The sequence below is a fragment of the Streptomyces sp. NPDC096205 genome, from assembly GCF_044763135.1.
Classification (GTDB): Bacteria; Actinomycetota; Actinomycetes; order Streptomycetales; family Streptomycetaceae; genus Streptomyces.
In genome coordinates this window covers 129,368-151,294 of record NZ_JBIWFS010000012.1, presented here as the reverse complement: position 1 = coordinate 151,294, position 21,927 = coordinate 129,368, and the positions used below count along the sequence as shown (strand labels likewise).

Sequence of the window (21,927 nt, the reverse complement as noted above, 5' to 3'; positions counted from 1 at the left end):
CGCTCAGCTGAGCGCGCGGCCACCCCGGTTCGCTGCACAGAGCCGGTCCACCTCCGGGTGGGCCGGCTTTTTGCCGTACCCGGAAACCACATGCTGTACCTGGAAACCACGGCCGTACCCGAAGAGCATGGCCGTACAGGCGAACCCCGGCGGCCGGGGCTGGGCTCAGCCCCTGAACCGCCAGCCGTGATCCACCGGCCCGATCCCGCCGCCCAGCGCGAACCCGGCGGCGATGGCCCCCGTGACGTACTCCTTGGCCGCCGCCACCGCCTCCGGCACGGTCAGCCCCTTGGCGAGCCCGGAGGCGATCGCGGAGGCGAGGGTGCAGCCTGTGCCGTGGGTGTGCCGGTTGTCGTGCCGGGGCGCCCGCAGCCAGTGCTCGGCGGACCCGTCCGTGAGGAGATCGACCGCATCCCCGGACAGATGCCCGCCCTTGATCAGCACCCAGCGCGGCCCGTACTCCAGCACGGCCGCCGCGGCCCGGCGCAGATCGTCCTCGGACTCGACATGGACGCCTGTGAGTTGGGCCACCTCGTCGAGGTTCGGGGTCGCCACGGTCGCGGCCGGGAGCAGCTTGGTGCGGACCGACTCCAGCGCGGAGGCGGCCAGCAGCGCGTCCCCGTGCTTGGAGACGCCGACCGGGTCGACCACGGCCGGCGCGTCCGTGCCGGAGATCAACTCGGCGACCGCCTCGACCAGTTCGGCCGAGGCGAGCATGCCGGTCTTCACGGCGTCCACGCCGATGTCGTCCACGACACTGCGGTACTGCGCCCGTACGGCCGCCACGGGCAGCTCCCAGGCCCCCTGCACGCCCAGGGAGTTCTGCGCGGTCACGGCGGTGATCACGCTCATGCCGTGCACACCGTGGGCGAGCATCGTCTTCAGGTCGGCCTGGATGCCCGCGCCTCCGCCGGAGTCCGAGCCCGCCACCGTCAGCACGCGGGGGATCATGACTCCAGGTCCCCGAAGTGGTCCCAGCCACCCTTGCTCGTCCACGGCGCCCCGTCGACGGTCACCTGGGGCAGCGCGGACGGGTTGAGCACCTCGCCGATGACCTTCCAGCGGGCGGGCAGCTTCACGTCCGGCGGGAAGGTCGCCACGATCGCGTGGTCCTCTCCCCCGGCCAGCACCCACTGCATCGGGTCCACGCCCACGGCCTGCCCGATGTCGTTCATCTGCGAGGGCACGTCGATCGCGCCGGAGCGGATGTCGATACGGACCTTGCTGGCCTCGGCGATGTGCCCGAGGTCGGCGATCAGCCCGTCGCTCACGTCGCACATGGCGGTCGCGCCGAGCCCGGCCGCGGCGGGGCCCGCGTGGTACGGAGGCTCCGGGCGGCGGTGGGCCTCCACGAAGGCGCGCGGCGAGCGGAAGCCCCGGGAGAGCACGGCGTAGCCGGCCGCGGACCAGCCGAGCCAGCCGGTCACCGCGACGAGGTCGCCGGGCTGGGCGCCGGCCCGGGTGACGGGCTCCTGGTTGCGCAGATCGCCGAGCGCGGTGATCGACACCATGATCGTGTCGCCGCGTACGACATCACCGCCGACCACGGCGGCGCCCGCGACCTGGCACTCGTCGCGCAGGCCGTCCATCAGCTCGCTCGGCCAGGTGACCGGGAGTTCGGCGGGTACGACGAGGCCGAGCAGCAGGGCCGTCGGTACGGCGCCCATGGCGGCGATGTCCGCGAGGTTCTGCGCGGCGGCCTTGCGGCCGACGTCGTAGGCCGTGGACCAGTCGCGGCGGAAGTGCCGGCCCTCCAGCAGGATGTCGGTGCTGGCCACGACCCTGCGGTCGGGCGCGGCCACCACCGCGGCGTCGTCGCCGGGACCGACCCGGACCGCCGGGGTGGTGGTGAGACGGGAGGTGAGCTCCCTGATGAGCCCGAACTCCCCGAGCTCACCAACAGTGCCCTTCATCGGCCTTTCGCCCCTTCTGTCCCTGTCCGTGCCCGGTCGCGAGCCGTCTGCGTCCTCGATACGGTCATGCTGACCGTGCTCGATACAGTCATGACGACGTCAACTTCTGTCGTGCCTGCACCCCGGCGCGCGAGCTCCGGTTCCCGCAGGTCTCCCCGCGGCGAGCGGCGACGCGATACCGTGGCGTTCCTTTTCCCCACATGATCCTCGTGGCCGCCCTGGAGGTTCCGTGGTACAGGCGTACATCCTGATCCAGACGGAGGTCGGCAAGGCGTCGACCGTCGCCGAGACGATCAGCAAGATCCCTGGTGTGATCCAGGCCGAGGACGTGACAGGCCCCTACGACGTCATCGTGCGCGCCCAGGCCGACACCGTCGACGACCTGGGCCGCATGGTGGTCGCCAAGGTCCAGCAAGTGGACGGCATCACCCGCACCCTGACCTGCCCGGTCGTCCATCTGTAGCCCCCGTCTACCCTTGGCCGGTGCACTCTTTCCGTCACCGGCACCGCTCTGTCGTCGGGCTGCCCGCACTCGCCCTGCTGTTCGCCGCCGTGGGCTGCTCCTCAGGGGACGACAGCGCGTCCACGGCGGTTCCCAGCCCTGGCCCTGCGGTCGCTGAGCTGTGTCGGAAGCTGGATGCTGCGCTGCCCGACGAGGTCGGCGGTGTGGGCCGGGAGGATCCCTCGCCGGCGTCTGCGCTGACCGCGGGCTGGGGTGACGACCCGGCGATCATACTGCGGTGCGGGGTGGCTCAGCCGCCGAAGATGGTTTCACCCGAGGTGGCCGAGGGGCGTGACCCCGATGCCGTTCCCGGTGGGGTGGAGGGTGTCGACTGGCTGATGGAGAAGCGGGACGGGGGTGCGTACCGCTTCACCACGGCGAATCGAGAGGCGTATGTGGAGGTTGTCGTGCCGCAGGGTGTCGACAGTTCCGCGGTGTTGATCGACCTGGCTTCCGCCATCAAGAAGACCGTGCCTTGGAAAGAAGGCTACGAAGCGCCGTAGGGGTGCGGGTTGTGCGCGGCTGACCGTCGTCCGTGGTTGCTCGCGCAGTTTCCCGCGCCCCTGGGTACCTTCAGCGAAGCCCGGTCGACCTGCGCAGTGCCGCCTGGATCAGGTTGTCCACCAGCTCCGGGTACGAGATCCCGCTCGCCTGCCACATCTGCGGGTACATCGAGATGGGCGTGAAGCCCGGCATCGTGTTGATCTCGTTGATCACGAACTCGCCGTCCTCGGTGAGGAAGAAGTCCGCGCGGACCAGGCCCTCGCAGGAAGCGGCGTCGAAGGCCTCCACCGCGAGGCGCTGGACCTCGGCGGTCTCCTCCGGAGTCAGCGGCGCCGGGACGATGCCCGGGGTGGAGTCGATGTACTTGGCGTCGAAGTCGTAGTAGGCGTGGGCGTCCGGCGGGGGGATCTCGGCCGGTGCGGAGGCGCGCGGGCCGTCCTCGAACTCCAGGACGCCGCACTCGATCTCCCGGCCGCGCAGGGCCGCCTCGACGAGGATCTTGGGGTCGTGGCGCTGGGCCTCGGCGATGGCCTCGTCCAGGCCGGAGAGGTCGTCGACCTTGGTGATGCCGATGGAGGAGCCGGCGCGGGCGGGCTTCACGAACAGGGGCCAGCCGTGCTCGCCGGCGAAGTCGACGATCTTCTTGCGGGCGGCCGACTCGTCCTGCTGCCACTCGCGGGGGCGGATCACCACGTACGGGCCGACCTTGAGCCCGAAGGAGGTGAACACCCGCTTCATGTACTCCTTGTCCTGGCCGACGGCCGAGGCGAGCACGCCCGAGCCGACGTAGGGGACGCCGGAGAGCTCCAGGAGGCCCTGGAGGGTGCCGTCCTCGCCGTAGGGGCCGTGCAGGACGGGGAAGACCACGTCGACCTCGCCGAGGGCCTTGGGCACCGAGCCGGGCTCGCTGTAGACGACCTCACGGTTCGCGGGGTCGACGGGGAGCACCACACCGCCCTCCCCGGACTCGGCCAGCTCCTCGACGCTGGGCGTACGGCGGTCGGTGATCGCCATGCGCTCCGGCGCGTCGGCGGTCAGCGCCCAGCGGCCGTCCCGGGTGATGCCGATCGGCAGGACCTCGTACTTCGTCCGGTCGACTGCCTTCAGGACGGCGCCGGCCGTGACCACGGAGATCCCGTGTTCGGAGCTGCGGCCGCCGAACACGACGGCGACCCGCGGCTTGCGGGACGACTGCTCAGGGTTCTGGGGGAGGTTCTCGGTGCTCATAACGCGATGAGCGTACCCGCCCGTAGGGGTCGAGTCAGCGTCCGGCGCCTCCCCTTCGCTCAGCGTCGTTCCGGCTTCGCGCTGCGCGACATCAGCTCCTTCAGGGCGACCACCGGAGGCTTGCCCTCGTGGACGATGCCGACGACCGTCTCGGTGATGGGCATGTCGACGCCGTGCCTGCGGGCCAGATCCAGCACGGACTGGCAGGACTTGACGCCCTCGGCGGTCTGCTTGGTGACGGCGATGGTCTCCTGCAGGGTCATGCCCTTGCCGAGGTTGGTGCCGAAGGTGTGGTTGCGGGACAGCGGCGAGGAGCAGGTGGCCACCAGGTCGCCGAGGCCCGCGAGTCCGGAGAAGGTGAGCGGGTCGGCGCCCATCGCCAGGCCCAGCCGGGTCGTCTCGGCGAGACCGCGGGTGATGAGCGAGCCCTTGGCGTTGTCGCCGAGGCCCATGCCGTCGGCGATGCCCACCGCGAGGCCGATGACGTTCTTCACGGCGCCGCCCAGCTCACAGCCGACGACGTCGGTGTTGGTGTACGGGCGGAAGTACGGGGTGTGGCAGGCGGCCTGGAGCCGCTGCGCGACGGACTCGTCGGTGCAGGCGACCACGGAGGCGGCCGGCATACGGGCGACGATCTCCCGGGCGAGGTTGGGTCCGGTGACCACGGCGATCCGGTCGGCGCCGACCTTGGCGACGTCGTCGATCACCTCGCTCATCCGCATGGCGGAGCCGAGTTCGACGCCCTTCATCAGGGAGACCAGGACCGTGTCCGGGGCGAGCAGCGGGGTCCACTCGGCGAGGTTGCCGCGCAGGGTCTGCGACGGCACGGAAAGGACCGTGAAGTCGGCGCCCGCGGCGGCCTCGGCGGGGTCGGTGGTGGCCCGCAGGTTCGCCGGGAGTTCGACGCCCGGGAAGTAGTCCGGGTTGACCCGGGTGGAGTTGATCGCGTCGGCGACCTCGGGGCGGCGCGCCCACAGGGTGACCTCGCAGCCCGCGTCGGCGAGCACCATGCCGAACGCCGTGCCCCATGAACCGGCGCTGAAGACAGCCGCCTTGACCGGCTTGACCGGGTTGCTCACGTGCCCTGCCCCTCTGCCTGCCTGCCCTGGTTCTGCGCCTGGGTGCGACGCCGCTGCTCGATCCGCTCGCGGCGTGGGTCGTAGGGCGTCTCGGGCGCCTTCTCGCCGCGGATCTCCTCCAGCTGGCGGGTGATCGCGGCCATGATGACCTCGGTGGCCTCCTTGAGGACGTCCGCGGTCATCTCGCGGTCGTAGAAGGGCGTGAGGTCCACCGGCGGGCCCGCGAGGACGCGGTGCGTCTTGCGCGGCAGGAGGCTGGGCTTCTTCGCGTACGGCGGCAGCAGTTCGTTGCAGCCCCACTGGGCCACCGGGATCACCGGGCACTTGGTCTGCAGGGCGACGCGGGCGGCGCCGGTCTTGCCGGTCATGGGCCAGCCGTCGGGGTCGCGGGTGAGGGTGCCCTCGGGGTAGAAGGCGACGCATTCGCCGCGGTCCACGGCGTCGATCGCGGCGCGGAAGGCGCTCAGCGCGTCGGTGCTCTCCCGGTAGACGGGGATCTGCCCGGTGCCGCGCATCGCGGCGCCGACGAATCCCTTCTTGAAAAGGCCGCTCTTCGCCAGGAATCGCGGAACCCGTCCGGTGTTGTACTGGTAGTGCGCGTATCCGAAGGGGTCGACGTGCGAATTGTGGTTCACGACGGTGATAAATCCGCCCTCGGCCGGAATGTTCTCCATTCCACGCCAGTCCCGCTTGAGCAGAACCACCAGCGGTGGTTTGCAGATCACCGCGGCGAAGCGGTACCAGAAGCCGATTCTGCGGCGGGGCACGCGAGCACCTTCCTCTAGGGCCTGGGGGGCCGCACAAGTGTCGCCCCAGGCCGCCGGTCTGTCGAGAACACCGTACGCCCCGCCGCCGGAACCGCCAGATGGGACCGGGGGAACAGCCGTGCGGGCCCAGGGGAGAATGTCCCCGACTAGGGAGGGACGGAAGCGCGTGCTGTGGACGTTGGTCATTCCCCTGAAACCCCTGACGCTGGCCAAGAGCAGGCTCGCGGACACCGCCGGCGCCGGGGTGCGGCCGGGGCTGGCGCTCGCGTTCGCACAGGACACCGTGGCAGCCGCGCTGGCCTGCGTCGCCGTGCGGGATGTGGCGGTCGTCACGGACGACGCGCTGGCCGCGCGGGAGCTGGCGGCGCTGGGCGCGCGCATCGTCCCCGACGAGCCGCGCGCGGGCCTGAACGCCGCGCTGGCGCACGGCGAGGAGGTCGTCCGCAGTTCGCGCCCCCAAAGCCCGCTGGCGGCCCTCAACGCCGATCTTCCGGCTCTTCGCCCGGAGGAATTGGCGCGGGTGCTGAACGCGGCGACGCAATTCCCGCGCGCTTTTCTCCCGGACGCCGCCGAAATCGGCACGACCCTCCTCGCGGCCACCCCGGGCCGGGACCTGCTGCCCGCATTCGGCCCGGATTCCCGGGCCCGCCATCGCGCGTCCGGCGCCACGGAACTCACGCCGCCCGCGGTGGATTCCGTACGACAGGACGTGGACACCGGTGACGATCTGCGCGCGGCGCTCGCGCTGGGCGTCGGTCCCCGTACGGCGGCGGCGGCCGAGCGGCTGACGTCGCTCGGGCAGTAGGCTGCGGGCATGCACGCGACCGCATACACGTACGACGCCGAGACGCGCAGCGGACAGGTGCTGCTCGACGACGGCACGCCCGTTCCGTTCGACACGGCCGCGTTCGACGCGGGCGGGCTGCGACTGCTGCGCCCGGGGCAGCGGGTGCGGATCGAGACCGAGGGCGAGGGCACGGCCCGCAAGATCACCCTGGTGACGCTGCAGACGTTCTGAACAGGCTTTACGGCGTTCTGAACCCGGCCTTATGACGTTCTGAACAGGCCTTATGGGGCTGCGGACACGCCGCGGGCCGGGCTCCCGAGGGAGTCCGGCCCGGCGCGTGAGTGCCCTGTGCCGTCGCTTACTTGCGCGTGGCGGTCTTCTTGGCGGTGGTCTTGCGCGCCGTCGACTTCTTGGCGGGCGCCTTCTTGGCGGTGACCTTCTTCGCCGGGGCCTTCTTGGCCGTCGCCTTCTTGGCGGTGGTCTTCTTGGCCGCGGTGGTCTTCGCGGTCGTGGTGGTCTTCTTGGCGGGGGCCTTCTTCGCCGTGGTCTTCTTCGCGGCCGCCGTGGTCTTCTTGGCGGTCGTCTTCTTCGCCGTGGTCTTCTTGGCGGCGGCGGTCTTGGTGGTCGCCTTCTTCGCGGCGGCCTTCTTCACGGTCGCGGAAGCTCCGCCGGTCAGGCTGCCCTTGGGGGCCTTCTTGACGGCGACGTCGTTCTTCGGGAGCTTCTTCGAGCCGCTGACCAGGTCCTTGAAGCCCTGTCCGGCGCGGAAGCGCGGGACCGACGTCTTCTTGACCCGAACCCGCTCGCCGGTCTGGGGGTTGCGGGCGTAGCGGGCCGGACGCTCGACCTTCTCGAACGAACCGAAGCCGGTGACCGAGACCCGGTCACCCGCGACCGTGGCACGGACGATGGCGTCCAGGACCGCGTCGACAGCGTCGGCGGCCTGCTGGCGGCCGCCCAGCTTGTCGGCAATCGCTTCTACGAGCTGCGCCTTGTTCACGTCTTCCCCTTCGGAGACATCGCCAGAACGAAAGTGTTCAAGCTTTTTCGCACGTTAGGCAGATATATACCGCAAATCAAACACGAAACGGGCTTATCACCCTTGTGCCGCAACGGACTCGACCGCACCGGGGTTGTTCAGCGGTCCTCTTCGGGCAGACGCCCCGCATCGAGGTCCGCGGTGAACCGCTCCAGACGCCTTGTCGCATCGGCGAGATCGTGCTTGGCCGCGGCCGTAATGACCAGCAGCTTCCGGGCCAGCGCCATCCGTACGCCCTCCGGGACTTGCAGTGCGCGCACTCTTGCGTGCGCTTCCTTGAGTTGGTTCGCGACCGCCGCATAGAGCTCGAGTTGGCCGTCGTGTTCCATGCACAGATTGTGCCATCTGGGGCGAGTTGTCGCCTGCCCGGGGGGCAACTGCCACGCCGAAAGGCTGTCCGAACTCCCGCCGCCGTCACGGTCCGACGGCTCGCCTACCCCGGCAATCAGCCTTGTAACCAGGGAAGTTGGCCCGCCGGGCGACGACAGGCACGGCTGTACGAACGCGAAAACAGCTGTACCCCCGATCGGGGCGATCGGGGGTACAGCGGGGGTTGTGGGTGGCCGGAATTCGACCCCCGTCAGGGGGTGCGGCTCAGATCTGGAGCGTCCGCGGCTTGTACGCGGGGCGCTCCGCCTCGTACGTGGCGATGTCCGCCTCGTTCTGCAGGGTGATGGAGATGTCGTCCAGGCCGTTCAGCAGCCGCCAGCGCGCGTTCTCGTCCAGCTCGAAGGGGGCCGTGATGCCCTCGGCGCGCACCTCACGGGCCTCAAGGTCCACGGTGACCTCAGCGGTGGGGTCCTTCTCCACCAGCTCCTGCAGCGCGTCCACGATCTTCTGCTCCAGAACCACCGTGAGCAGGCCGTTCTTCAGCGAGTTGCCGCGGAAGATGTCGGCGAAGCGCGAGGAGATCACGGCCTTGAAGCCGTAGTTCTGCAGCGCCCAGACGGCGTGCTCGCGGGAGGAGCCGGTGCCGAAGTCGGGGCCGGCGACCAGCACGGTCGCGCCCTGCCGCTCGGGCCGGTTGAGCACGAACTCCGGGTCCTTGCGCCAGGCCTCGAACAGACCGTCCTCGAAACCGTCCCGGGTCACCTTCTTGAGCCAGTGAGCAGGGATGATCTGGTCGGTGTCGACGTTGGAGCGGCGCAGCGGGACGGCCCGGCCGGTGTGCGTGGTGAATGCTTCCATGGCTGATCAGACTCCAGCGGGCGTACGGGTCTCGGCGTCGGACAGGTCGGCCGGGGAGGCCAGGTGGCCCAGGACGGCCGTGGCGGCCGCGACCTGCGGCGACACCAGGTGGGTACGCCCGCCCTTGCCCTGCCGGCCCTCGAAGTTGCGGTTGGAGGTGGACGCGGAGCGCTCACCGGGGGCCAGCTGGTCGGGGTTCATGCCCAGGCACATCGAGCAGCCCGCGTGCCGCCACTCGGCGCCGGCCTCCTTGAAGACCACGTCCAGACCCTCGGAGACGGCCTGCAGACCGACCCGCGCGGAGCCGGGGACCACCAGCATCCGTACGCCGTCGGCGACTTTGCGGCCCTTGAGCAGATCGGCCGCGGCCCGCAGGTCCTCGATGCGGCCGTTGGTGCAGGAGCCTACGAAGACGGTGTCCACCTTGATGGAGCGCAGCGGCTGACCGGCCTCCAACCCCATGTACTCCAGGGCCTTTTCGGCGGCGAGGCGCTCCGATGCGTCTTCGTACGAAGCCGGGTCGGGGACGTCCGCCGAAAGCGGCGAGCCCTGCCCGGGGTTGGTGCCCCAGGTGACGAACGGCGACAGCTCGGCAGCCTCGATGACCACCTCGGCGTCGAACTCGGCGTCGTCGTCGGTGCGCAGCGTCTTCCAGTACTCGACGGCCGCGTCCCAGTCGGCGCCCTCGGGGGCGTGCGGGCGGCCCTTGAGGTAGGCGAAGGTGGTCTCGTCGGGGGCGATCATGCCCGCGCGGGCGCCGGCCTCGATCGACATGTTGCAGATGGTCATCCGGGCTTCCATCGAGAGCTTCTCGATGGCCTCGCCGCGGTATTCCAGGATGTAGCCTTGGCCGCCGCCCGTGCCGATCTTCGCGATGATCGCCAGGATCAGGTCCTTGGCGGTGACGCCGTCGGGCAGCTCGCCGTTGACCGTGATCGCCATGGTCTTCGGGCGGGCCAGCGGCAGCGTCTGGGTGGCCAGCACGTGCTCGACCTGCGAGGTGCCGATACCGAAGGCCAGCGCGCCGAAGGCGCCGTGCGTGGAGGTGTGCGAGTCACCGCAGACGACCGTGGTGCCGGGCTGGGTCAGGCCCAGCTGCGGGCCCACGACGTGGACGACGCCCTGCTCGACGTCGCCCAGCGGGTGCAGGCGCACCCCGAACTCGGCGCAGTTCTTGCGCAGCGTCTCCAGCTGGGCGCGGGAGACCGGGTCCGCGATGGGCTTGTCGATGTCGAGGGTCGGGGTGTTGTGGTCCTCGGTGGCGATGGTCAGGTCGAGGCGGCGCACCGCGCGGCCGCTCTTGCGGAGGCCGTCGAAGGCCTGCGGGCTGGTCACCTCGTGCAGCAGGTGCAGATCGATGTAGAGGAGGTCGGGCTCGCCCTCGGCGCGCCGGACGACATGGTCGTCCCAGACCTTCTCCGCGAGTGTCCTACCCATCGCTTTCCCTCCGGCCGGCAAAGGTGCGCCGGCCCAACTAGAGATCTTTGAGGAGACGGCGCCCGCACCCCTGATCCGGGCACTCGCCGCCAGGCCCGTTGGTCTGCGGGCCGCTGTGCATCCAAGGGTCGCGCGTTCCGGAGAAAATTGAACTTGCGTTTCACAGAGTGAGACGCGAGTATCGTTGCATGGACAACAGTAGCGGCGTCGGCGTTCTGGACAAGGCGGCCCTCGTCCTGAGCGCTCTGGAGTCCGGTCCGGCCACCCTCGCGGGTCTGGTCGCGGCCACCGGACTGGCACGACCCACAGCTCACCGCCTGGCTGTGGCTCTGGAACACCACCGCATGGTGGCACGCGACATGCAGGGCCGGTTCATCCTCGGCCCGCGCCTGGCAGAACTGGCCGCGGCGGCCGGCGAGGACCGTCTCCTCGCGACGGCCGGCCCGGTGCTCACCCACCTACGTGACGTCACGGGCGAGAGCGCGCAGCTCTACCGCCGGCAGGGCGACATGCGCATCTGCGTCGCCGCGGCGGAGCGCCTGTCCGGACTGCGGGACACCGTCCCGGTCGGCTCGACGCTCACGATGAAGGCCGGTTCCTCGGCGCAGATCCTCATGGCCTGGGAGGAGCCCGAGCGCCTGCACCGCGGTCTGCAGGGCGCCCGCTTCACGGCGACGGCCCTGTCGGGCGTGCGCCGCCGCGGCTGGGCCCAGTCGATCGGCGAGCGCGAACCGGGCGTGGCCTCGGTCTCCGCGCCCGTGCGAGGCCCCTCCAACCGCGTCGTGGCCGCGGTCTCCGTCTCGGGCCCCATCGAGCGCCTGACCCGCCACCCGGGCCGTATGCACGCCCAGGCCGTCATCGACGCGGCAGCCCGCCTCTCGGAGGCCCTGCGCCGCACGGGCTGACAGCGACAAGAAAGCGCCGCAGGGACGAGGCGGCCTCAACGCCGCGGCGGCTTCGTCCCTTCGAACTCCCTCAGGGGCACGTCCTCAGGGGCGCGGGGCTGTATCAATGTGCGGCTCCGCCGCGTGGGCGCGACCAGCCACAACCGGCCCGCAGCCGCCCGCGAACAGCCGCCGTACGGCGCTTACGCGGCCTTCTCGCCCCCCGACCGATGAGCGAACCGATCCTTCGCGTACCGCCCCCGCGTCTGCAGCGGCACCTGCCCGTGCGCATCCGCCAGCCCGAACGCCGGCATGTCCCCGTAGATCGCCTCGTAGGACCCCTCGGGCACGACGTACGCCTCGTGCCAGATCCCGACGTGCCCCCGCACCTTCCCCTTGCGGTCCATGCCGTTGACCCGCGTCCAGACCCTGCGGTGAAACGCGTCCGGTGCGCTCGCGTACTCGTACAGCTTCGCCTTCGACTCCCAGTACTGCACGACGTAGTACGTCCGCGGCGAAGCCGTCAGCAGCACCCGCGACAGCAGCCCCCGCCCCGGCTCCTTCTTCAGCTCCGCCAGCATCCGGAACATCGCGAGCATCACCGGGAGCCAGTGGTGCACCGCCCAGAACCTGTTGATCCGCATCCCTATCAGCAGGACGATCACGTCCCCCCGAGCATCCGCGGTCGTCAGCCGCATAGCGCGGCCCGTCGCCTTCCCCGTGTCCGCCATGCTTGGATAGTGCCGCTACCCAATGAAAGGCGCAAGACATGCGGCTCGCCGAATTGAGCAACCGCAGCGGTGTCGCCACCGCGACGATCAAGTACTACCTGCGCGAGGGCCTGTTGCCGCCCGGCCGCCAGATCAACGCGACGACGGCGGAGTACGACGAGACGCACCTGCGCCGGCTGCGGCTGGTGCGGGCGCTGATCCAGGTCGGCAAGGTCCCGGTGGCCAACGCCCGGGAGGTGCTCAAGCACATCGACGACGACTCCCTGGGCCGCACGATCCGGCTGGGCGCGGCCCTGTGGGAGCTTCCGCAGGAGCCGGAGCCGGACGCGGAGGACGAGTTCGTCCGCGCCGCGCAGCAGGAGGTCGCCGCGCTCCTGGACCGGCTCGGCTGGGACAACGCCAAGCAGCTCTCGAGCATCTCCCCCGCGTACCGCTCGCTGGTGACGGGGGTGGCCGCGTTCCGTCGGCTCGGCTACAACTGGGGGGCCGAACAGCTCGCGCCGTACGCCGAGTTGATGCACCGGACGGCCGTGCTGGACATGGACAACATGGAGACGTACCCGTCGGACGCGGAGCGGGTGGAGTTCGCCGTCCTGGGGGCGATCCTCAACGAGCCGGTGCTGCAGGCGCTGCACCGGCTGGCGCAGGAGGAGGAGTCGACGCGGCGGTACGGCTTCGAGTGAACGCCGAAGGGGCCCCCGCCGAAGCGGAGGCCCCTTGGGACTCGTACCCCCGACCGGATTCGAACCGGCGCTACCGCCTTGAGAGGGCGGCGTGCTAGGCCGCTACACAACGGGGGCGTGGACACTGCGTTTCCGCAGGCCCGAGCTGGTCTACCTGGACTCGAACCAAGACTAACTGAACCAGAATCAGTCGTGCTGCCAATTACACCATAGACCAATGTGGTTTAGACCAGTCAGTACCCCCGACCGGATTCGAACCGGCGCTACCGCCTTGAGAGGGCGGCGTGCTAGGCCGCTACACAACGGGGGCCCTAGCGATCCTGACATCGAGATCAGCGGGAGCTACCCTGACTGTCCTCGCGGGAAGGATCTGTACCCCCGACCGGATTCGAACCGGCGCTACTGCCTTGAGAGGGCAGCGTGCTAGGCCGCTACACAACGGGGGCTTTGCAGATGAGCTCTGCGAGCTGGCCTACCTGGACTCGAACCAAGACTAACTGAACCAGAATCAGTCGTGCTGCCAATTACACCATAGGCCACTGGAACTCAAGCCCCTGAGGGGATCTCGTTCTAGTTCGCTCCTCGGGGCTTCGGCCTCTCGGCCCGCGCCCCTCGGCGCAGAAAGAACATTACCCGAAGGTGTCCGGGGCTCCAAAACGGGTATCGGCGCCGAGGAGCGCGGGGAGTTCGGACAGGGTCCCGATCCGGTGCCCGCCACGGGGTGCGGAGGCGGTCACGGCCCCGCCCTCCCGGTCGATCCAGACGGACAGCAGCCCCGCCTCGGCGGCCCCGCGCCCGTCGATCTCCGGGTGGTCACCGACGTACGCAACCTCGTGCGGAGGCAACGCCAGGGCCTCGCAGGCGGCGAGGAACGCGGCGGCCTCCGGCTTGGAGACGCCCAGCTCGGCGGCGCACAGGATCGACTCGAAGCGGCCGTGGAGGCCGAGCACGCGCAGCTTGCGGTCCTGGACGGTCAGGCTGGAGTTGGACAGCACACCGTGCCGGTAGCCGGCGGCGAGGGCGTCCAGGACCGGAACCACGTCCGGGAACACGGCCCAGGCCGCCTCGTAGTGGCGGAGGTACCGCTCGAACCAGGCGTCCGCCTCCGCGTCGCTCAGCTCCTCCCCCAGGAACACCCGCACCCGGTCCCTGCGCTGTCCCAGGAAACTCGTCTCCCCGGCCGCGTAGCGCGCCCACTGGGCGTCCGTGATCTCCCGCCACCGCACCAGCGCCTGCTCGGGGCTCCCGTACCCGGCCAGCAGGCCCTCGGCGGCCAGATGCGCCCGCATGCCCTCGCGGTCCGCGGTGGAGTAGTCGAAGAGGGTGTCGTCCACGTCCCAGACCACGGCTCGGATGCTCATGGAGCGACCGTAACGCGGGGGACCTGTTCGCGGGGCGGATACGGGGAAGGGGGCCGGCCGGCACACTGCGGGGGCATGAGCGAACGCCGCGTCCAGTTCACCGTCGAGGCCCGTGCGACGTACGACACACTGCCCGCCGCGGGCCGGGCCCAGCTCGACCGGGCGGTGCGGGTCCTGGCCCGCGACCCGTTCCGCAGGGCAGCCTCCGCGCCCATCGGCCCGGACGAGCACCTGCGCCGGGCCTACGTGGGGCCGGGCCTGAAGGTGGAGTACGCGGTGGCCGGGGCGGTCCTGGCGGTCGTCGCGGTGGAGGCCTTCGAGGAGAGCGCCTACCTGATCGACTCGGACTGAGGCGGAAACGCCCGAGGGGCGGCGCCCGGGTTTCCGGGCGCCGCCCCTCGCAGGTGCGTCAGCGTTACGCGGCCAGCTTCGCCAGCGCCGCGTCGATGCGGGTCAGCGTCGTGTCCTTGCCCAGGATCTCCAGGGACTCGAAGAGGGGCAGGCCGACCGTGCGGCCGGTGACGGCGACGCGGACGGGGGCCTGGGCCTTGCCGAGCTTGAGGCCGTGGGCCTCGCCGGCGGCCAGGACGGCCTCCTTGAGGGACTCGGGCGACGTCCAGTCCGCCGCTTCCAGCTTCTCCCTCGCCGTGCGCAGCAGGGCGTCCGAGCCCTCCTTCATCGCCTTGGTCCACGAAGCCTCGTCGAAGACCGGCTCGGGCAGGAACAGGAAGTCGACGTTGTCGGTGATCTCCGACAGGACCTTCAGGCGGGTCTGCGCGTGCGGGGCGATGGCCTGCCACTTGGCCTCGTCGAAGGCCTCCGGCGCCCAGGGGGCGAAGGGGGCCTTCAGCCAGGGGGCGCAGCGCTCGGTGAAGTCCTTCACATCGAGCATGCGGATGTGGTCGCCGTTGATCGCCTCGCACTTCTTCAGGTCGAAGCGCGCCGGGTTGGGGTTCACGTCCTTGATGTCGAAGGCCGCGACCATCTCCTCGATCGAGAAGACGTCCCGGTCGGCGGAGAGCGACCAGCCGAGCAGGGAGAGGTAGTTGAGCAGGCCCTCGGGCAGGAAGCCCTGCTCGCGGTAGAGGTTCAGGGACGCCTGCGGGTCGCGCTTGGAGAGCTTCTTGTTGCCCTCGCCCATCACGTACGGCAGGTGACCGAAGGACGGGATCTCCTTGGCGATGCCCAGCTCGATCAGCGCCTTGTACAGGGCGATCTGGCGCGGGGTGGAGGAGAGCAGGTCCTCGCCGCGCAGGACGTGGGTGATCTCCATCAGCGCGTCGTCGACCGGGTTCACGAGCGTGTAGAGCGGGGCTCCGTTGGCTCGTACGATCCCGTAGTCCGGGACGTTCTCCGGAGTGAAGGTGAGCTCGCCACGGACCAGGTCGGTGAAGGTGATCGTCTCGTCGGGCATGCGGAAGCGGACGATCGGCGCGCGGCCCTCGGCCCGGTACTGCTCGACCTGCTCGGCGGTCAGCTCGCGGCAGTGGCCGTCGTAGCCGGACGGCTTGCCGGCGGCGCGGGCGGCCTCGCGGCGGGTGTCCAGCTCCTCCTGGGAGCAGTAGCAGTGGTAGGCGTGGCCGCCGTCCAGGAGCTTCTGGGCGACGTCCTTGTAGAGGTCCATGCGCTGCGACTGGCGGTAGGGCGCGTGCGGGCCGCCCACCTCGGGGCCCTCGTCCCAGTCGAAGCCCAGCCAGCGCATCGCGTCGAGCAGCTGGTTGTAGGACTCCTCGGAGTCGCGGGCCGCGTCGGTGTCCTCGATGCGGAAGACCAGAGTGCCCTGGTGGTGGCGCGCGAAGGCCCAGTTGAACAGGGCGGTGCGGACCAGGCCCACATGCGGGTTACCGGTGGGCGAAGGACAGAAACGGACGCGTACGGGTGCGCTAGCCACGCTTGACAACCTTGTTGGTGAGAGTGCCGATGCCTTCGATGGTGACGGCGACCTCGTCGCCGACAGCCAGGGGGCCGACCCCCGCGGGGGTGCCCGTGAGGATGACGTCGCCGGGCAGCAGCGTCATGGCCTCGGTGATGTTGACGATCAGGTCCTCGACCGAGTGGATCATCTCGCTCGTCCGGCCGAGCTGGCGCTGGTCGCCGTTGACCGTGAGCTGGATGGTGAGGTCGCTCGGGTCGAGGTCGGTCTCCACCCAGGGACCGAGCGGGCAGGAGGTGTCGAAGCCCTTGGCCCGGGCCCACTGCTTCTCGCGCTTCTGGACGTCACGGGCGGTGACGTCGTTGGCGCAGGTGTAGCCGAAGATCACGTCCTTGACGCGTTCGCGCGGGACCTCGCGGCACATACGGCCGATGACGACGGCCAGCTCGGCCTCGTGGTGGAGGTCCTCGGAGAAGGTCGGGTACTGGATCGCGTCGCCCGAGCCGATCACGGACGTGGCGGGCTTGAAGAAGGCGAACGGGTCCTCGGGCACCTCGTTGCCCAGCTCGCGCGCGTGCTCGGCGTAGTTGCGGCCGAAGGCCACGACCTTGTTGGGGAGCACCGGCGGCAGCAGCCGGACCTTGCTCAGCGGCACCTTCGTACCGGAGAGCTCGAAGTCCGCGAACGGGATGCCCTTGATGATGTCGAGGACGAGCTCGTCCTGCTTCTCACCCTCGACCGCGCCGAAGGCGACGTTCCCGTCGATGGAGAACCTGGCGATGCGCACGGGTTGCTTGGCCCCTTGACTGAGAGCGGCTGGATCTGACGCTCCAGGCTAACGCGGCAGGCGGCGGCTGCCGCGCCCATATACGCCCGAGGGCGCCGCGGACCGGGTGGTCCGCGGCGCCCTCGGCTCTACAGGGGTGCTCGAGCCGTGCTCGACCCGAACGGCCGGCCTGCGCCGTGCGTATTACTCTGCGGAGGCGCCGGCCGTGGCCGGGAGCTCCATCAGGATCGTCCGCCGGGGGTTGGCGGTCTGCGCGGGGAGTTCGACGGAGTGCTCCAGGCGCTCCGGGGTCTGCAGTTCGTCGGCGTCCGTCAGGTGCGCCAGCGTGGTGCGCCGCGGGTTGGCGAGGCGGAACAGCGTCGTCGTCTTCACGGTTGTCCGGATCCTGTCGTGTGGCTGGTTGTCAGAGCGTTACCTGTTGTAAAGCGTCAGGCTAAACATCGGATTCCCTGCTGAACGCGTGAAGAGCCCATGATCCCCGTGTGAGTTTGCTCACGAATCGACACTCAAACCGGTCAATTCAGGCCCGCAACTCATGCCCACGAAACGGACATTGCACCCCTGAAGCTGCCATTCCGCTCCTGATCATGGCGACTGGGACACGGGGACCCCCTCGGCCAATCGCCCGCATATGTCCGTTATATGGGAGGCGTCGGTGTACGGCTCGTGACCCGACCCTCACAGCCCGTCACGGAAGTCGCGGCCTGGCCTACGGGCCTTGTTGGAGATCCTGCACTGTGCTGGAATTCCTCGGACCGCCGCGGGATCGAACCGGCGCGCAGGGGCGCACACAGCGCCGAGTGGCGGTGAGAAGGGGGAAGCCAGCGCCGGTCACTCACGACCATCCGGGGACGTATTCAGGGCGTCCCCGACGACGCCGACACCGTTCTTCCGTTCACTCGGAAGGGCGCCTGGTCCAGAGGTTGCGACGCTAGTGCAGGGACGTTTCAAGAGGGATGGCAGCGCTTCGGCGGAGCCGGAGCCGCATGGCGGGACGGGCCCCAAGGCCGTCGGCTCCTCGCCCCAGCACGCCCAGAACCAGGGCCCGACGTCGTCCGACGCAGACCGCTCGGGGCGTCCCGGCGGGTCCGCACCGTCGGCCACGCCCACCCCGTCCGTGAAGCCGCCGACGGGGCCGACCGGCCCCGGCCCCCGAATAGCGCTGCGCAACTGGCGCATCTCCACCCGACTGGTCTCGCTGCTCGCGCTCCCCGTGGTCGCCGCGACCACCCTCGGTGCCCTGCGCATCAACCAGTCCATGGACGACATGCAGCAGCTCGACAACATGCGGCTGCTGACGGACATGACCAAGCAGGCCACCGAGCTCGCCGCCGCCCTCCAGGAGGAGCGCGACAGGTCGGCCGGCCCGCTGGCGCACGACTCCACGGCCAACGACCTGACGATCAAGGGCTACCGGACCAAGACGGACCGGGCCATGGACAACTTCGTCAACGCCTCCGAGGAGATCGACGCCGCCGCCAAGGACGGCAACCTCCAGGGCGTGCGCGACACCCTCGTGGGTCTCGTCGGCGAACTCGGCAACGTCGCCAAGATCCGCTCCAAGGCCTACGAGTCCGAGCGCAACTCCACCCAGACGGTGGAGGCCTACCACCGCCTGATCACCCACCTGCTCGACCTCTCCCAGGACATGGCGGAGGCCACCAGCAACCCGGAGATGATCAAGCGGACGCGTACGCTGGCGGCCTTCTCCTCCGCCAAGGAGTACGCGTCGATCCAGCGCGCCGTCCTGGCCGCCGCCCTCCCGGCGAACAACAAGAGCGACGGCGACCTCTCCGAGAACGACCGCCTCTACGGCCAGTCGGCCCTGGAGAGCGAGGAGTCCGAGCTCGCGAGCTTCCGCAGCATCTACGGCACCGAGGACGCCGCGGAGACGCTCAAGCCCATCGAAGAGGGCAACGCGACCATCAAGGACGCCGACCTCTACGCCGACCGCGCCTTCGGCCGGATCGACGGCATCGACGGCCTGGGCCGCCGCTCCTACCTGGACTGGGTGGACGACAGCTCGGCGAAGATCGAGCAGATGCGCAAGATCGAGACCCAGCTCCTGGACGACATGGAGCAGAAGGCCCGTGAGCTGCGCAGCGAGTCCGAGCAGGAAGCGATCATCTCGGGTGCGCTGATCCTGCTCGTGCTCGGCGTGTCCCTCGTCGGCGCCTTCGTCGTGGCCCGCTCCATGATCCGTTCGCTGCGCCGGCTGCAGGAGACCGCCACCAAGGTCGCCCAGGACCGGCTGCCCGAGCTGGTCAAGCAGCTGTCCGAGTCCGACCCGCAGGACGTCGACACGTCCGTGGAGTCGGTCGGTGTGCACTCCCGTGACGAGATCGGCCAGGTGGCCGCGGCCTTCGACGACGTGCACCGCGAGGCGGTCCGCCTCGCCGCCGAGCAGGCCCTGCTGCGGGGCAACGTCAACGCGATGTTCACCAACCTCTCGCGCCGCTCCCAGGGTCTGATCCAGCGCCAGCTGTCGCTGATCTCCGAGCTGGAGTCCCGCGAGGCCGACCCCGACCAGCTGGCCTCGCTGTTCAAGCTGGACCACCTCGCCACCCGTATGCGCCGTAACGGCGAGAACCTCCTCGTCCTCGCGGGTGAGGAGCCCGGCCGGCGCTGGACCCGCCCGGTCCCGCTGGTCGACGTGCTCCGCGCCGCCGCGTCCGAGGTGGAGCAGTACGAGCGCATCGAGCTGGCCTCCGTGCCGACCACGCAGGTCGCCGGCCGGGTCGTCAACGACCTCGTGCACCTGCTCGCCGAGCTGCTCGAGAACGCGACCTCGTTCTCCTCGCCGCAGACCAAGGTCAAGGTCACCGGTCACGCGCTGCCCGACGGCCGCGTGCTGATCGAGATCCACGACACCGGTATCGGCCTGTCCCCCGAGGACCTCGCCGCGATCAACGAGCGGCTCGCGCAGCCGCCGACCGTGGACGTCTCCGTCTCCCGCCGCATGGGTCTGTTCGTGGTCGGCCGTCTGTCGCAGCGCCACGGCATCCGTATCCAGCTGCGCCCGTCCGACTCCGGTGGCACGACCGCGCTGGTCATGCTGCCCGTCGATGTCGCCCAGGGCGGCAAGAAGCCTCAGCCCAAGGCCGGTCAGGGCCCGGGTGTCGGCGGTCCGGCCGCGGCTCAGGCCGCCGCCGGCGCGGCCGCGGCCCGGCGCCAGAACGGCGGCGCGCTCGGTGGCGGTGCCCCCGCCGCCGGTGGCGGGCTGCTCGGCGGCGGCCAGGGTCCGCGCGCCGCCCTGCCGGGTACGCCCGGTGGTGCGCGTGGCCCGCAGGGTCCGAACGCCCCGCAGGGTCCCGGCAACCAGCAGGCTCCGGCCGGTCAGCAGCTGCCCGGTCAGCAGGCCCCCGGTGGCCGGCAGGGCCGTCCGGCTCCGGCGCAGGCCGGCTTCGGTCAGGCGCCCGCGGGCGGCCAGGGCCGACCGCAGCAGGGCGGCCAGGACGCCTTCGGCGGTGCGCGCGGTCAGCAGGGCCAGGACGCCTTCGGTGGCCCGCGCGGCCAGCAGGGTCAGAACCAGAACCCGGGCCAGGGCCAGGGCCAGGGTCAGGACGCCTTCGGCGGTCCCCGTGGCGGGGCGACCCCGCAGCACGGCGACGCGGGCGCCGAGCAGGGCGGCTCGCGCCGCCGCCGGCCCCAGCTGCCGCCGCAGGGCGGTGCCCGGCCCGAGCTGCCCGGCGGTTCCGCGCCGCAGCAGCGGCCGGCCTGGAGCGACGACAACGCGCAGCCGCCGGTCTCCCGCGCCTCGCTGGACGCCCCGCGCGGCCACGAGGAGTCCGACCTCGACCGCACGGGCCGTATGCCCCGGGTCGACGATCTTCAGGGTCCCGGGTCCACCGCGGAGATGCCGGCGATTCCGCGGGCCGACGAGCGTCAGGGTCTGCCGGCCGGTTCCGCCGACTACGGCCGCCCGGGTGCGAACTCTCCCCAGGACACCGGCCAGTTCCAGGCGCCGCAGGGCTACCAGAACGGCTCCACCGGCCAGTTCCCGGCCCCGCAGAACCCGGCCGCGACGGGCCAGTACCCGGCCCAGCAGGGCTACGACAACGGCTCCACCGGCCAGTTCGCCGCTCCGCAGGGCTACCAGAACGGCTCCACGGGCCAGTTCCCGGCCCCGCAGGGGTACGACGGCAACTCCACGGGCCAGTTCGAGCGTCCCCAGCAGGGCGGTGCCGAGGCCCGGCGCCCGGCCGCCCCGCAGCGTCCGCAGCAGCAGCGGCCCGCCGCGCGCCCGGAGCCGGAGGCCCTGCCGCCGGCGCCGAGCCCGGGTGACGGCCGTACGCCGCTGTACGACACGCTGGAGACCAACTGGTTCCGCCAGGAGCGCCAGGGCGAGCAGGGCGCGGCTCCGGCCGCCCCGCAGCAGCCGCAGGCCGCCGCTCCGGCGCCGGCCCCCCAGCGTCCCGCCGCCACCGCCTGGCGCAGCTCGCCGAACGACGACCTCGTCCGGCAGGCCGAGCGCGTCCGGCAGCCGGCCGCGGGCGGCATCACGACGTCCGGCCTTCCGCGCCGGGTACCCCGGGCGAACCTCGTCCCGGGTACGGCTCAGCAGCAACAGCACCAAGCCGGTCCGCAGGTCTCGCGTGCGCCTGACGACGTGCGCGGGCGGCTGACCAATCTCCGCAGGGGCATCGCTCAGGGTCGCCAGGCCGGTACCGGTACCGGCCAGACCGGCAGCTTCCCCAGCCCCTCTCACCAGCAGGAGCGTTAGTTGAGCCCGATGAGCCAGGCGGCACAGAACCTCAACTGGTTGATCACCAACTTCGTGGACAACACCCCCGGGGTGTCCCACACGGTCGTGGTGTCCGCCGACGGCCTGCTGCTGGCCATGTCGGAGGGGTTCCCGCGGGACCGCGCCGACCAGCTGGCGGCCGTCGCGTCGGGACTCACCTCGCTGACGGCCGGGGCCTCCCGGATCTTCGAGGGCGGCAACGTGGCGCAGACGGTCGTCGAGATGGAGCGAGGGTTCCTCTTCCTCATGTCCGTCTCGGACGGCTCGTCGCTCGCCGTGCTCGCGCACCCCGAGTGCGACATCGGCCTGGTGGGCTACGAGATGGCGCTCCTCGTCGATCGCGCGGGAGCGGTCCTCACGCCCGACCTGCGCGCCGAGCTCCAAGGCAGTCTGCTTCACTGATCACCCCGAGATCCACCTG

22 protein-coding genes, 5 tRNA genes and 1 pseudogene are annotated in these 21,927 nt (G+C 70.7%); 9 read left to right on the top strand and 19 right to left on the bottom strand.

The window, feature by feature from the left end; translation table 11 throughout:
- Positions 1-165: 165 nt before the first annotated feature.
- Together thiD and ACIQ6Y_RS36395 are read right to left on the bottom strand one after the other, a co-directional pair.
- The gene (thiD, locus tag ACIQ6Y_RS36400; protein WP_404046304.1) at positions 166-951 is read right to left on the bottom strand and encodes a bifunctional hydroxymethylpyrimidine kinase/phosphomethylpyrimidine kinase; all 786 of its coding nucleotides are present in this window, start codon (positions 949-951) and stop codon (positions 166-168) included.
- A complete protein-coding gene (locus tag ACIQ6Y_RS36395) occupies positions 948-1,913 on the bottom strand; it encodes a thiamine-phosphate kinase (RefSeq protein WP_404046301.1) in 966 nt (321 codons plus the stop codon). The genes thiD and ACIQ6Y_RS36395 overlap by 4 nt, the downstream gene beginning before the upstream one ends.
- A 229-nt stretch (positions 1,914-2,142) precedes the next feature.
- On the opposite strand from ACIQ6Y_RS36395, the gene ACIQ6Y_RS36390 reads away from it, so the two are divergent.
- Together ACIQ6Y_RS36390 and ACIQ6Y_RS36385 are read left to right on the top strand one after the other, a co-directional pair.
- A complete protein-coding gene (locus ACIQ6Y_RS36390) occupies positions 2,143-2,376 on the top strand; it encodes an Lrp/AsnC family transcriptional regulator (RefSeq protein ID WP_003997603.1) in 234 nt (77 codons plus the stop codon).
- Positions 2,377-2,396: 20 nt separating this feature from the next.
- Positions 2,397-2,918: a DUF3515 domain-containing protein gene (locus ACIQ6Y_RS36385; RefSeq protein WP_404046299.1), complete on the top strand. Its 522-nt coding sequence runs from the start codon at positions 2,397-2,399 to the stop codon at positions 2,916-2,918.
- Positions 2,919-2,988: 70 nt separating this feature from the next.
- Here ACIQ6Y_RS36385 and ACIQ6Y_RS36380 read toward each other — a convergent pair whose 3' ends face one another.
- Genes ACIQ6Y_RS36380 through ACIQ6Y_RS36370 form a run of 3 tightly spaced genes read right to left on the bottom strand, consistent with a single transcriptional unit; the run spans position 2,989 to position 5,992 of the window.
- Positions 2,989-4,146, bottom strand: a complete 1,158-nt coding sequence (locus tag ACIQ6Y_RS36380; RefSeq protein ID WP_404046297.1) for a D-alanine--D-alanine ligase family protein — start codon at positions 4,144-4,146, stop codon at positions 2,989-2,991.
- 59 nt (positions 4,147-4,205) lie between these two features.
- Positions 4,206-5,225, bottom strand: coding sequence for an NAD(P)H-dependent glycerol-3-phosphate dehydrogenase (locus ACIQ6Y_RS36375; RefSeq protein WP_404046294.1), 1,020 nt, complete (start codon positions 5,223-5,225; stop codon positions 4,206-4,208).
- Positions 5,222-5,992, bottom strand: a complete 771-nt coding sequence (locus tag ACIQ6Y_RS36370; RefSeq protein WP_404046291.1) for a lysophospholipid acyltransferase family protein — start codon at positions 5,990-5,992, stop codon at positions 5,222-5,224. Before ACIQ6Y_RS36370 ends, ACIQ6Y_RS36375 begins: the two co-directional genes overlap by 4 nt.
- Before the next feature lie 166 nt (positions 5,993-6,158).
- Between ACIQ6Y_RS36370 and cofC the strand changes: the two genes are divergently transcribed.
- Both cofC and ACIQ6Y_RS36360 read left to right on the top strand, forming a co-directional pair.
- Entirely contained in the window at positions 6,159-6,797 is a 639-nt protein-coding gene (gene cofC / locus ACIQ6Y_RS36365; RefSeq protein WP_404046288.1) for a 2-phospho-L-lactate guanylyltransferase, read from the top strand.
- Positions 6,798-6,806: 9 nt separating this feature from the next.
- Complete coding sequence (locus ACIQ6Y_RS36360; RefSeq protein WP_404046286.1) at positions 6,807-7,010, top strand: hypothetical protein; 204 nt, start codon at positions 6,807-6,809, stop codon at positions 7,008-7,010.
- Positions 7,011-7,137: 127 nt separating this feature from the next.
- On the opposite strand, the gene ACIQ6Y_RS36355 is transcribed toward ACIQ6Y_RS36360, so the two are convergent.
- The 4 genes from ACIQ6Y_RS36355 to leuC form a co-directional block, all read right to left on the bottom strand.
- Positions 7,138-7,779 carry an HU family DNA-binding protein gene (locus ACIQ6Y_RS36355; protein WP_404046283.1) on the bottom strand — a complete coding sequence of 214 codons (642 nt, stop codon included), beginning with the start codon at positions 7,777-7,779 and terminating at the stop codon, positions 7,138-7,140.
- A 137-nt stretch (positions 7,780-7,916) separates the two neighbouring features.
- Positions 7,917-8,147, bottom strand: coding sequence for a hypothetical protein (locus ACIQ6Y_RS36350; RefSeq protein ID WP_404046280.1), 231 nt, complete (start codon positions 8,145-8,147; stop codon positions 7,917-7,919).
- Between the two features lie 265 nt (positions 8,148-8,412).
- The gene (leuD, locus tag ACIQ6Y_RS36345; protein WP_404046278.1) at positions 8,413-9,006 is read right to left on the bottom strand and encodes a 3-isopropylmalate dehydratase small subunit; all 594 of its coding nucleotides are present in this window, start codon (positions 9,004-9,006) and stop codon (positions 8,413-8,415) included.
- Between the two features lie 6 nt (positions 9,007-9,012).
- Positions 9,013-10,443 carry a 3-isopropylmalate dehydratase large subunit gene (leuC, locus tag ACIQ6Y_RS36340; protein ID WP_404046276.1) on the bottom strand — a complete coding sequence of 477 codons (1,431 nt, stop codon included), beginning with the start codon at positions 10,441-10,443 and terminating at the stop codon, positions 9,013-9,015.
- A gap of 188 nt (positions 10,444-10,631) precedes the next feature.
- On the opposite strand from leuC, the gene ndgR reads away from it, so the two are divergent.
- Positions 10,632-11,348, top strand: a complete 717-nt coding sequence (gene ndgR, locus ACIQ6Y_RS36335; RefSeq protein ID WP_015036427.1) for an IclR family transcriptional regulator NdgR — start codon at positions 10,632-10,634, stop codon at positions 11,346-11,348.
- A gap of 182 nt (positions 11,349-11,530) precedes the next feature.
- On the opposite strand, the gene ACIQ6Y_RS36330 is transcribed toward ndgR, so the two are convergent.
- Complete coding sequence (locus tag ACIQ6Y_RS36330) at positions 11,531-12,025, bottom strand: DUF4188 domain-containing protein (protein ID WP_404046645.1); 495 nt, start codon at positions 12,023-12,025, stop codon at positions 11,531-11,533.
- 71 nt (positions 12,026-12,096) lie between these two features.
- Between ACIQ6Y_RS36330 and ACIQ6Y_RS36325 the strand changes: the two genes are divergently transcribed.
- Positions 12,097-12,741, top strand: a complete 645-nt coding sequence (locus ACIQ6Y_RS36325; protein ID WP_404046274.1) for a MerR family transcriptional regulator — start codon at positions 12,097-12,099, stop codon at positions 12,739-12,741.
- Positions 12,742-12,785: 44 nt separating this feature from the next.
- Here ACIQ6Y_RS36325 and ACIQ6Y_RS36320 read toward each other — a convergent pair.
- From ACIQ6Y_RS36320 to ACIQ6Y_RS36295, 6 genes are all read right to left on the bottom strand, one after another.
- Positions 12,786-12,858 (bottom strand) — tRNA-Glu (locus ACIQ6Y_RS36320).
- A 28-nt stretch (positions 12,859-12,886) separates the two neighbouring features.
- Positions 12,887-12,958, bottom strand: a tRNA-Gln gene (locus tag ACIQ6Y_RS36315).
- Positions 12,959-12,978: 20 nt separating this feature from the next.
- Positions 12,979-13,051: transfer RNA gene (locus tag ACIQ6Y_RS36310), tRNA-Glu, on the bottom strand.
- A 63-nt stretch (positions 13,052-13,114) separates the two neighbouring features.
- Positions 13,115-13,187: transfer RNA gene (locus ACIQ6Y_RS36305), tRNA-Glu, on the bottom strand.
- Positions 13,188-13,208: 21 nt separating this feature from the next.
- Positions 13,209-13,280 (bottom strand) — tRNA-Gln (locus ACIQ6Y_RS36300).
- A 90-nt stretch (positions 13,281-13,370) separates the two neighbouring features.
- A complete protein-coding gene (locus ACIQ6Y_RS36295; protein ID WP_404046271.1) occupies positions 13,371-14,102 on the bottom strand; it encodes an HAD family hydrolase in 732 nt (243 codons plus the stop codon).
- Between the two features lie 75 nt (positions 14,103-14,177).
- Between ACIQ6Y_RS36295 and ACIQ6Y_RS36290 the strand changes: the two genes are divergently transcribed.
- Complete coding sequence (locus ACIQ6Y_RS36290) at positions 14,178-14,453, top strand: hypothetical protein (protein WP_404046268.1); 276 nt, start codon at positions 14,178-14,180, stop codon at positions 14,451-14,453.
- 64 nt (positions 14,454-14,517) lie between these two features.
- Here ACIQ6Y_RS36290 and gltX read toward each other — a convergent pair whose 3' ends face one another.
- The 3 genes from gltX to ACIQ6Y_RS36275 form a co-directional block, all read right to left on the bottom strand.
- A complete protein-coding gene (gene gltX, locus ACIQ6Y_RS36285) occupies positions 14,518-16,002 on the bottom strand; it encodes a glutamate--tRNA ligase (RefSeq protein WP_404046265.1) in 1,485 nt (494 codons plus the stop codon).
- Positions 15,986-16,762, bottom strand: coding sequence for a fumarylacetoacetate hydrolase family protein (locus tag ACIQ6Y_RS36280; RefSeq protein ID WP_404046262.1), 777 nt, complete (start codon positions 16,760-16,762; stop codon positions 15,986-15,988). The genes gltX and ACIQ6Y_RS36280 overlap by 17 nt, the downstream gene beginning before the upstream one ends.
- Positions 16,763-16,945: 183 nt before the next feature.
- Entirely contained in the window at positions 16,946-17,134 is a 189-nt protein-coding gene (locus tag ACIQ6Y_RS36275; RefSeq protein ID WP_404046260.1) for a hypothetical protein, read from the bottom strand.
- Positions 17,135-18,020: 886 nt separating this feature from the next.
- Here ACIQ6Y_RS36275 and ACIQ6Y_RS36270 point away from each other — a divergent pair.
- Together ACIQ6Y_RS36270 and ACIQ6Y_RS36265 are read left to right on the top strand one after the other, a co-directional pair.
- Positions 18,021-19,766: pseudogene (locus ACIQ6Y_RS36270) on the top strand (nitrate- and nitrite sensing domain-containing protein); the annotation flags it as partial.
- 1,728 nt (positions 19,767-21,494) lie between these two features.
- Complete coding sequence (locus ACIQ6Y_RS36265; protein ID WP_003973453.1) at positions 21,495-21,908, top strand: roadblock/LC7 domain-containing protein; 414 nt, start codon at positions 21,495-21,497, stop codon at positions 21,906-21,908.
- Positions 21,909-21,927 lie beyond the last annotated feature (19 nt).

Coding starts and splice junctions, on each gene's coding strand:
- thiD (WP_404046304.1), bottom strand. CDS start 951: ATGATCCCCCGCGTGCTGACGGTGGCGGGCTCGGACTCCGGCGGAGGC.
- ACIQ6Y_RS36395 (WP_404046301.1), bottom strand. CDS start 1,913: ATGAAGGGCACTGTTGGTGAGCTCGGGGAGTTCGGGCTCATCAGGGAG.
- ACIQ6Y_RS36380 (WP_404046297.1), bottom strand. CDS start 4,146: ATGAGCACCGAGAACCTCCCCCAGAACCCTGAGCAGTCGTCCCGCAAG.
- ACIQ6Y_RS36360 (WP_404046286.1), top strand. CDS start 6,807: ATGCACGCGACCGCATACACGTACGACGCCGAGACGCGCAGCGGACAG.
- ACIQ6Y_RS36350 (WP_404046280.1), bottom strand. CDS start 8,147: ATGGAACACGACGGCCAACTCGAGCTCTATGCGGCGGTCGCGAACCAA.
- leuD (WP_404046278.1), bottom strand. CDS start 9,006: ATGGAAGCATTCACCACGCACACCGGCCGGGCCGTCCCGCTGCGCCGC.
- leuC (WP_404046276.1), bottom strand. CDS start 10,443: ATGGGTAGGACACTCGCGGAGAAGGTCTGGGACGACCATGTCGTCCGG.
- ndgR (WP_015036427.1), top strand. CDS start 10,632: ATGGACAACAGTAGCGGCGTCGGCGTTCTGGACAAGGCGGCCCTCGTC.
- ACIQ6Y_RS36330 (WP_404046645.1), bottom strand. CDS start 12,025: ATGCGGCTGACGACCGCGGATGCTCGGGGGGACGTGATCGTCCTGCTG.
- ACIQ6Y_RS36325 (WP_404046274.1), top strand. CDS start 12,097: ATGCGGCTCGCCGAATTGAGCAACCGCAGCGGTGTCGCCACCGCGACG.
- ACIQ6Y_RS36295 (WP_404046271.1), bottom strand. CDS start 14,102: ATGAGCATCCGAGCCGTGGTCTGGGACGTGGACGACACCCTCTTCGAC.
- ACIQ6Y_RS36290 (WP_404046268.1), top strand. CDS start 14,178: ATGAGCGAACGCCGCGTCCAGTTCACCGTCGAGGCCCGTGCGACGTAC.
- ACIQ6Y_RS36265 (WP_003973453.1), top strand. CDS start 21,495: ATGAGCCAGGCGGCACAGAACCTCAACTGGTTGATCACCAACTTCGTG.